This is a genomic window from Mesorhizobium sp. M5C.F.Ca.ET.164.01.1.1, from assembly GCF_004792125.1.
GTDB classification, from domain to species: Bacteria; Pseudomonadota; Alphaproteobacteria; order Rhizobiales; family Rhizobiaceae; genus Mesorhizobium; species Mesorhizobium wenxiniae.
The window spans coordinates 1-365 of record NZ_SRTG01000232.1; the positions used below are offsets into that span (position 1 = coordinate 1).

Genomic DNA, 365 nt, shown 5'->3' on the forward strand with positions numbered 1-365 from the left:
AAACGGGCTCGTGCGTCTTGGGATCGACCAGGACGCCACCAACCTCGATCGGCTTGCTTTGCTCGGCCGCGAACTTCTCCCGGTCGAAATAGATGCGCGCTTTGTCACCCGGCTCAATCTGCGGATTGCGCAGCTTCTCGACTTCCAGCCGGTTCTTTTCCAGTTCGAGTTGGTTTGGCGGATTTTGCTCGTCGAGCTTCTATTTCAGCATCAGGTTAGCGACGCCTCGCTGTTGCTCGGACAGGCGTGGATCCTGTGAGGCCTGCAGAAGTTGCTGCACGGTCGGACCACCGGAGGCTGGATTGGCCTGTGCGACCGTCTGCGCCGCCGCAGCCGGCTTCGCGGCCACCGGAGGCGGTTCTGCC

General features: G+C 61.9%; 1 protein-coding gene. It reads left to right on the top strand.

The window, feature by feature from the left end; translation table 11 throughout:
- Positions 1-259, top strand: a 259-nt coding sequence (locus EN807_RS35340; RefSeq protein ID WP_189522680.1) for a hypothetical protein, incomplete at its 5' end; no start/stop codon positions are given.
- Positions 260-365 lie beyond the last annotated feature (106 nt).